Source organism: Pseudomonas sp. Pseusp97, from assembly GCF_047304025.1.
GTDB lineage: Bacteria > Pseudomonadota > Gammaproteobacteria > Pseudomonadales > Pseudomonadaceae > Pseudomonas.
Window position 1 is genome coordinate 1 of record NZ_JBGLYK010000263.1, and the last position, 6,949, is coordinate 6,949.

At 66.3% G+C, this 6,949-nt stretch carries 9 protein-coding genes and 1 pseudogene; 2 read left to right on the forward strand and 8 right to left on the reverse strand.

The window, feature by feature from the left end:
• Positions 1 to 50: 50 nt before the first annotated feature.
• The 6 genes and pseudogenes from ACCC94_RS26325 to ACCC94_RS26350 all read right to left on the reverse strand — a co-directional run.
• Positions 51 to 176: pseudogene (locus ACCC94_RS26325) on the reverse strand (phage baseplate assembly protein V); the annotation flags it as partial.
• Positions 173 to 703: a hypothetical protein gene (locus ACCC94_RS26330; protein WP_413352552.1), complete on the reverse strand. Its 531-nt coding sequence runs from the start codon at positions 701 to 703 to the stop codon at positions 173 to 175. The gene ACCC94_RS26330 and the pseudogene ACCC94_RS26325, both read right to left, overlap by 4 nt.
• 17 nt (positions 704 to 720) lie before the next feature.
• Positions 721 to 1,065: a phage holin family protein gene (locus ACCC94_RS26335; protein WP_413352553.1), complete on the reverse strand. Its 345-nt coding sequence runs from the start codon at positions 1,063 to 1,065 to the stop codon at positions 721 to 723.
• Between the two features lie 316 nt (positions 1,066 to 1,381).
• Positions 1,382 to 1,855, reverse strand: a complete 474-nt coding sequence (locus ACCC94_RS26340) for an N-acetyltransferase family protein (RefSeq protein WP_413352554.1) — start codon at positions 1,853 to 1,855, stop codon at positions 1,382 to 1,384.
• Positions 1,856 to 1,939: 84 nt separating this feature from the next.
• Positions 1,940 to 2,299: a hypothetical protein gene (locus ACCC94_RS26345; protein ID WP_413352555.1), complete on the reverse strand. Its 360-nt coding sequence runs from the start codon at positions 2,297 to 2,299 to the stop codon at positions 1,940 to 1,942.
• Between the two features lie 19 nt (positions 2,300 to 2,318).
• On the reverse strand, positions 2,319 to 2,528 hold the full coding sequence (locus ACCC94_RS26350; RefSeq protein ID WP_413352556.1) for a TraR/DksA C4-type zinc finger protein: 210 nt from the start codon (positions 2,526 to 2,528) through the stop codon (positions 2,319 to 2,321).
• A gap of 399 nt (positions 2,529 to 2,927) precedes the next feature.
• Here ACCC94_RS26350 and ACCC94_RS26355 point away from each other — a divergent pair, with 399 nt between their 5' ends.
• Both ACCC94_RS26355 and ACCC94_RS26360 read left to right on the forward strand, forming a co-directional pair.
• Positions 2,928 to 3,698, forward strand: a complete 771-nt coding sequence (locus tag ACCC94_RS26355) for an XRE family transcriptional regulator (protein WP_413352557.1) — start codon at positions 2,928 to 2,930, stop codon at positions 3,696 to 3,698.
• Between the two features lie 120 nt (positions 3,699 to 3,818).
• Positions 3,819 to 4,145 (forward strand): pyocin activator PrtN family protein, encoded by a 327-nt coding sequence (locus ACCC94_RS26360; RefSeq protein WP_192296237.1) that lies wholly within the window; start codon positions 3,819 to 3,821, stop codon positions 4,143 to 4,145.
• Between the two features lie 444 nt (positions 4,146 to 4,589).
• Here the strand turns inward: ACCC94_RS26360 and trpE are convergent, their stop codons facing one another.
• Together trpE and ACCC94_RS26370 are read right to left on the reverse strand one after the other, a co-directional pair.
• Positions 4,590 to 6,083 carry an anthranilate synthase component I gene (trpE, locus tag ACCC94_RS26365; RefSeq protein WP_413352558.1) on the reverse strand — a complete coding sequence of 498 codons (1,494 nt, stop codon included), beginning with the start codon at positions 6,081 to 6,083 and terminating at the stop codon, positions 4,590 to 4,592.
• 72 nt (positions 6,084 to 6,155) lie between these two features.
• On the reverse strand, positions 6,156 to 6,949 hold a 794-nt coding region (locus ACCC94_RS26370), incomplete at its 5' end, for an HAD-IA family hydrolase (RefSeq protein ID WP_413352559.1).

Below are 6,949 nucleotides of genomic sequence, written 5' to 3' on the forward strand. Positions count from 1 at the left end.
GCAATGAACCAGGACTATGTGAGCGCCGAACACGACCGCATGCTCGCCGCGCTGGTCCACTCGCCGGAGCGCACGCGCACCCGCGCCGCGGCAAGGTCCACGGCCACGACTTCGCAGGGCATGACCAGCGCGGCGAGCATGCGGTCGTGTTCGGCGCTCACATAGTCCTGGTTCATTGCAGGGCTCCGGGATCGAAATAATCGTCCTCATGACCGGGACCGGTCTGCGGATCGAAGCCGATCACCAGGCTGCCTGGCGGCTGGTCTTCCCAGGGCCACTCGGCGTCGCCCAGCAGCACCGGCTGCTGCCACTCCACCAGCCACACGCGGCAGGCCGCGAGCGCCGGATTGTCGAGTTCCGGCTGCGCCTGGATGAAGCTCACCGGCTCCAGTTCCAGCCCCCAGTTCTGCGCCCGCAGCAGTACCGCCAGCGCCGCGACATTGCGCAGCGCCAGTTCCTCGGCTTCGGCATCGTCGCGCGTTACCAGCAGCCGCGCCTGCAGGCGGCAGACAAGCGCCGTCTGGCCATTGCCGGGGTCCTGGCCGGGCAGCATCCCGGCGTACTCCAGCGCCAGCGCCGGAAGGGTCGCCGGAACCTGCTTCAGCGGGCCGCGCAGGAAGGTGCCGATCTCGCTCAGTCGAGCAGTCAGCGACTGCTCCACCGCTTCGAGCAGCAATGCCAGCGTCAAAGGTTGTTCGGACATGTCGTCTCCTTGCTGCTTCAGTCTTGTCCGCGCTGGCCGGGCGGCAGTTCGCAGACACCCAGGCGCTTCGCCGCCCAGCGTTCATAAAGGCCGACGGCGATCTCCGCGCCGGCCGCCGCGGTCAGGCTGCCGATGGCGGCGGCGAGGGTCAGCGAGGCGCCGCAGGACATGGCGAGGAACATCACCGCCATGCCGCAGACGATGGAGGCACCGGAGCGCAGCGCCAGTCGCCGCAGCAAGCGCCAGCCGCCCAGGCCCGCCTTGTCGGCGCGCCACATTTCACCGCTGATGCCGCCCGCCACCGCGAGCAGGATCAGCCCCCACAAAGGCACGTCGGCCAGGGTCTGAGGTTCGTTGCCCATTGGCTCACCTTGGATAAAGACGCCCGCGAACGGGCGAAACCGGCGGCTATCAGCCAACCGGGGATGACTGCCGGCGCGCTCGCCGGCCATCCGCCGCTTATGGCGGATCAGAAAACGCGGGCATGAAAAAGCCCGGCTCACTGGCCGGGCTTTTCGGTGTTTCGCGTTGTGCTCCCTGGGGACGCACCTTTACAAGAATGACTACTTTTTACCCCCCGATTCCCGCCGGAACAAGGCTTCTCGGGGAATGCGCTGCAATACGCAGATGACACACCTCAATGTGCTGTCGAAACGCCGAAATCCAGCGTCGGAAATTTCAGAGAGCCTTGCTCATCAGCACGGTGGTGAAACCGCTGTGCCATTCCTCGTCCGGGTAGAAATCGACCTCGGCATAGCCCTGCTTGCCATAGAAGGCACGCGCCTGCCGGTTGAAGGTATCGGTCTCCAGGCGGACGTGAGTATGACCCGCGGCAGCGATCGCAGCCTCGGCGTGATGCAGCAGCGCCGCACCGATACCCAGGCGCTGACGGCGGGGGGAAACATGCAGGGCATCAATGAAGTCGTCGCGCCAGTCGAGCAGGCCAACCACCTCGCCGTCGATGCAGGCGAGCTGGAAGAACGGCAGGCGCTCACGCACATAAGCGGCGGTATGCGCGGATGACTCGAAGCGCGCGATGGCTTCGACGCTCAGCTCGGGTTTCCAGGTGGCTTCGTAGGTTTCGCCGAGGATGCGCAGGATGGCATCGGCATCGGCACTTTCAGCGGGGCGGATAAGGATCGGAGTCGTCATGGGCAGCGAGCATAACGCAACGCGGGCCGTGAAAAAGCACGAAGCCCGGCGCAAGGCCGGGCTTCGTGGGAAGAAGGGAAAAGATCAGGCGGCGCGGCGCATCAGCCGTGACTGGATGCTCTGGTGCGCCACATGCAGGCGCAGGTAGAAGGTATTGCGGCTGCAGCGGCAGTGCCGGTACTTCTGCGATGCCTCGCTGTCACGGTTGAGGTAATGCTCGGTGACCACCTCCTTCTGCTCGTCCGGCAAGTGGTTGATGATCAGGTCCAGCTCGGCGACGCGATCGAGGATCACCTTGCTGCCCCGCGTGCCGCGAATCATCTCGCCCTTGTTGGCCATCATCATCGCCAGCAGGTTGCCGCCGGCATAACCGCCGCCGGCGCTGCCCGGGTTGTGCATTTCCTCGGCCCAGAGCTTGAGCATTTCATCGATGGGTTTGATCACACTGTTCCTCCCGCGCGGCTCAGTGCCGCCGCTCCAGTTCATCCAGGGCCTGGCAATCCAGGCAGCGCGTGCAGCCCGGTGCGGCCAGGCGGCGCGCCGGCGGGATGTCGTCGCCGCAATCCTCGCAGTACTCGGCGGAGCTGATGGCCACCGAGGAGCGGCGGCTATGCAGCATGTCCTCGATGCGCTCCAGCATCAGGTCGTTGGCGTAGTCGGCAATATCAGCCATAGCGCACCTCCGCATCGGCGGGGGATTCGGGCTGCATCGCGCAGTTCGGGTGTTGGTGCATGAAGGTCCTCCTGGCGATCTGTCCTTCCGTGGTCGCCGAGCCTTCGGCCGCCTGGGGTGGTCAGTCGCGATCTAGTCGTCGCGGATGCCGAATCATTCGGGCGGCATCCCTTGCCGGTACGCGGGCGGGACCGTCCTGCCCCACCCGCGTCCTCCAGCCTGCTGCGCAGGCAACCCACGGCCTCCTTGCCGTGGTGAGGGGGAGCCATTTGCCTCCCTTCAGCCGCACCGGTTCTCGTCTCGTCGGTGGGCTGCTGGTTTTTATGATTACAACTATAGCTATATTTAGTCAACACCAAAGCTATTTACAGGCTACAACCCAGGAGGTAGAGTGCCGCCATGGACAAGACTCCCTCATCAACGCTGGCCGACCGCCTGAAACAGGCGATGGCCTCGCGCAACCTCAAGCAGGAAACCCTGGCCGAAGCCGCCGGGGTTTCGCAGAACACCATCCACAAGCTGACCTCGGGCAAGGCACAGAGCACCCGCAAGCTGATCGAGATCGCCAGCGCGCTGGGGGTCTCGCCGACCTGGCTGGCGACCGGCGAAGGCACGCCGACGCAAGCCGTCGGCGCAGCGGGCGCGCGGCCTGCCGATGGCAGTCCGCTGCAGCTGGAACCGCTGCACCCATGGGATAGCGACACACCGCTGGACGAGGACGAAGTGGAACTACGCCTGTACAAGGAAGTGGAACTGGCGGCCGGCGCCGGACGCACCGCCGTGCGCGAGATAGAGGGGCGCAAGCTGCGTTTCTCCTACGCCACGCTGCGCGCCGCAGGGGTCGATCCGGCAGCGGCGATCTGCGCCCAGCTCACCGGCAACAGCATGGAGCCGCTGATCATGGATGGCTCCACGATCGGCATCGACACGGCCACCACGCACATCACCGACGGCGAGATCTACGCCCTGGAACACGAGGGCATGCTGCGGGTGAAGTTCGTCTACCGCCTGCCCGGTGGCGGCATCCGCCTGCGCAGCTTCAACCGCGACGAGTATCCCGATGAGGAATACCCGCCGGAGCAGTTCGACAGCGGGCAGATCCGCATGATCGGCTGGGTCTTCTGGTGGTCCACGGTGCGCCATCGCCGCGCGCCGACCCTGGTTCGCTGAGCTCGTTCCGCAACGACAGAGCCCCGCTTCGGCGGGGTTTTCTTTGCAGGGTAATTGATGAAAAATACAACCTTTGCTATATTTCTTCTGTCGCCACCACCATCGGAACAGGAGAGTCCCATGCAGTCGACCGCAGATGTCCGCCCCGCCCCACGCCCGGAGACGGTGAGCCTGGTCTACCAGATATTCGGGGATGTCCTGGTGCCGCTGGAGCAGGTGCGCGAGCGCTGGTTTCGCAACCTTAACCGGGAGAACTTCAGCAAGGCGCTGTCCTGCGGGCGCATTGCCCTGCCGGTGACCACGCTGGACGACAGCCACAAGGCGATGCAGTACGTCGCGGTGGATCACCTGGCGGCCTACGTGGAGGAGCGCTCGCAGCAGGCGGACGCCGCGCTGGCCCGGCGCAAGGCGAACCTGCAGGTGGTGGAGACGCGGCAGGCGGGGTGAGTCCCGGCGCGCGACGTCATGTGCTGTAGGAGCGAGCTTGCTCGCGAACCCGCCCCACGGTGGAGCAGCCGGCAGATTCCGATCGCGAGCAAGCTCGCTCCTACGAAGAGCCGTGCCCTGGAAATGTCTGCACCGGGCGCCCCTCTCCAGCCCTCTTCCAAAGCAAAAGGGGAGCGATGGTGCCGGCAGAGGTAAAGGTCTCGTTTCGCTCCGGACGGTCCCCTCTCCCTTCAGGGGGAGGGCTAGGGAGGGGGAACGGAGCTGAGTCGGACACTGGAGTTGGGGCTTTCACCCTCCCCCCAGCCCTGGCTGCGCGCCTTGCTCCGAAGGGAGAGGGGGCAGTCCGGAGCAAGCTGAAAGCGTGCTGCCCGCCGGACGCAACCAATCATTCGCGCCCCAACAAAAAGCCCCGCCGAAGCGGGGCTTTTTCATCGAGCCGGCCACTCAGCCGCGGCCATGCACCTGGGCGGTGTGCTCGGCCAGCGCCACGGCGCGGAACATTGCACGGCGCTTGTTGATGGTTTCTTCCCACTCCGCCGCCGGTACCGAGTCGGCGACGATGCCGCCGCCGGCCTGGACGTGGAGTTCGCCGTTCTTGATCACCGCGGTGCGGATGGCGATGGCGGTGTCCATGTTGCCGTTCCACGCGAGGTAACCCACGGCGCCGCCGTAGACGCCGCGCTTGACCGGCTCCAGCTCGTCGATGATTTCCATCGCGCGGATCTTCGGCGCACCGGACAGGGTGCCGGCCGGCAGGATGGCGCGCAGGGCGTCCATCGCGCTGAGCTTCTCGTTCAGCTGGCCGTTCACGTTGGAGACGATGTGCATGACGTTGGAGTAGCGCTCGATCACCATCTGCTCGGTGACCTTCACGCTGCCGGTCTGCGACACGCGACCCACGTCGTTTCGGCCCAGGTCGATGAGCATCAGGTGCTCGGCGATCTCCTTGGCGTCGGACAGCAGGTCCTCTTCCAGCGCGCGGTCGGCTTCCTCGGTGGCGCCACGCGGGCGGGTGCCGGCGATGGGGCGCACGGTGACTTCGCCGTCCTCGACGCGCACCAGCACTTCCGGCGAGCTGCCGACGACGTGGAAGTCACCGAAGTTGAAGAAGTACATGTAGGGCGTCGGGTTGAAGCAGCGCAGCGCGCGGTACAGGTCGATGGGCGCTGCGCTGAAGTCAATGGACATGCGCTGCGACGGCACGACCTGCATGCAGTCGCCGGCCAGGATGTATTCCTTGATGGTGCCGACGGCGCGCTCGTAGTCCTCGCGGGTAAAGCTGGCGCGGAACTGCGGTTCCGGGGCGTTCACAGCGCTGAAGTCCAGGCCGCGGCGCGGGGTGATCGGCTGGCGCAGGCGCTCCAGCAGTTCTTCCAGCTGGGCCAGGCCGTTGTCGTAGGCGTCGGCCTGCGCCGGGTCGGCCAGAACGATTGCGTGCATCTTGCCGGCGAGGTTGTCGAACACCACCACCGCGTCGGACACCATCAGCAGGATGTCAGGATTCTGCAGCGGATCGGGGTTCGGGCACTGCGCCAGGCGTTGCTCGACGTAGCGCACGCAGTCATAGCCGAAGTAGCCGACCAGGCCGCCGTTGAAGCGCGGCAGACCGGCGATGGTCGGCACACGGTAGCGATCCTTGAACTCCTCGACGAAGGCCAGCGGGTCGGCGCATTCGAAGCTCTCGGTCTCGACGCCGTCGACCTTGATGCTGGCCTGGTGGCCGTAGACACGCAGCACGGTGCGGCTCGGCAGCCCGATGATCGAGTAACGGCCCCACTTCTCGCCGCCCTGCACGGACTCGAGCAGGTAGGTGTTGGGGCCGTCGGCCAGCTTCAGGTAGATCGACAGCGGGGTGTCGAAGTCGGCAAGGGTTTCGCAGGTCAGCGGAATGCGGTTGTAGCCTTCGGCGGCCAGGCGCTGGAATTCTTCGCGGGTCATGATCAGCCTCGTGGAGTGAGGAGGTAACGGACTTGGTTGCACACACGCGCCGGGCGTACCGGCCAAAGGATGTCAGGCGCGCCAGCGCCAGCGGGCCAGGGCCTTGATGACTTTCATCCAGAGTGTGAGGGGAGCCGTTTCCACGGTGCTGTCTCGCTGAGCGGGAGTTGAGGCGGAGTCGGGCAACACTATCGCTTTGCCCGAATCGAAGCAAGGCAGCAGATGGCGCAGGTCGTCGAGCACCAGCGTCGGGGTTTCCTCGGCGATGGGGCGACCGTGGTTATAGCCGTAGCTCAGGCCCACGCTGCGTACCCCGGCAGCCTTGGCGGCGAGGATGTCATTGCGCGAGTCGCCGACGAACAGCGCCTGTTCCGCCGAGACGCCGGCCATCTTCATCACGAACAGCAGCGCGGCCGGGTCGGGCTTCTGCTGCGGCAGGGTGTCGCCGCCGATGATCCAGCGGAAGAACTTGCCCAGCTTCATTTCGTCCAGCAACGGTGCGACGAATTGCTCGGGCTTGTTGGTGATCAGCGCCAGCTCCACGCCGCGCTTCTTCAGCCACTTCAAGGTCTCGATCACGCCGGGGTAGACCACGGTCAGCGCGTGGCTGTCGGCATAGGCGTCCATGAACAGTTCGAGGGCGCGCTCGGTGTCTTCCTCGCTGACCCCAGCGTGCTCGATGTCGCCGGCCAGCGCGCGGCGTACCAGCACGCGCGCGCCGTTACCGACCCAATGGCGCACCGCGTCCAGGCCGGCCGGGGGGGGGGGGGGGGGCGCCCGCGCCGGGGGGGAGGCGGGGGCGCGGGGGGGGGGGGCGGGGCACCCGCCGCGCGCCCGGGCGGGCCGAACACCACCCCCCCCCGCCC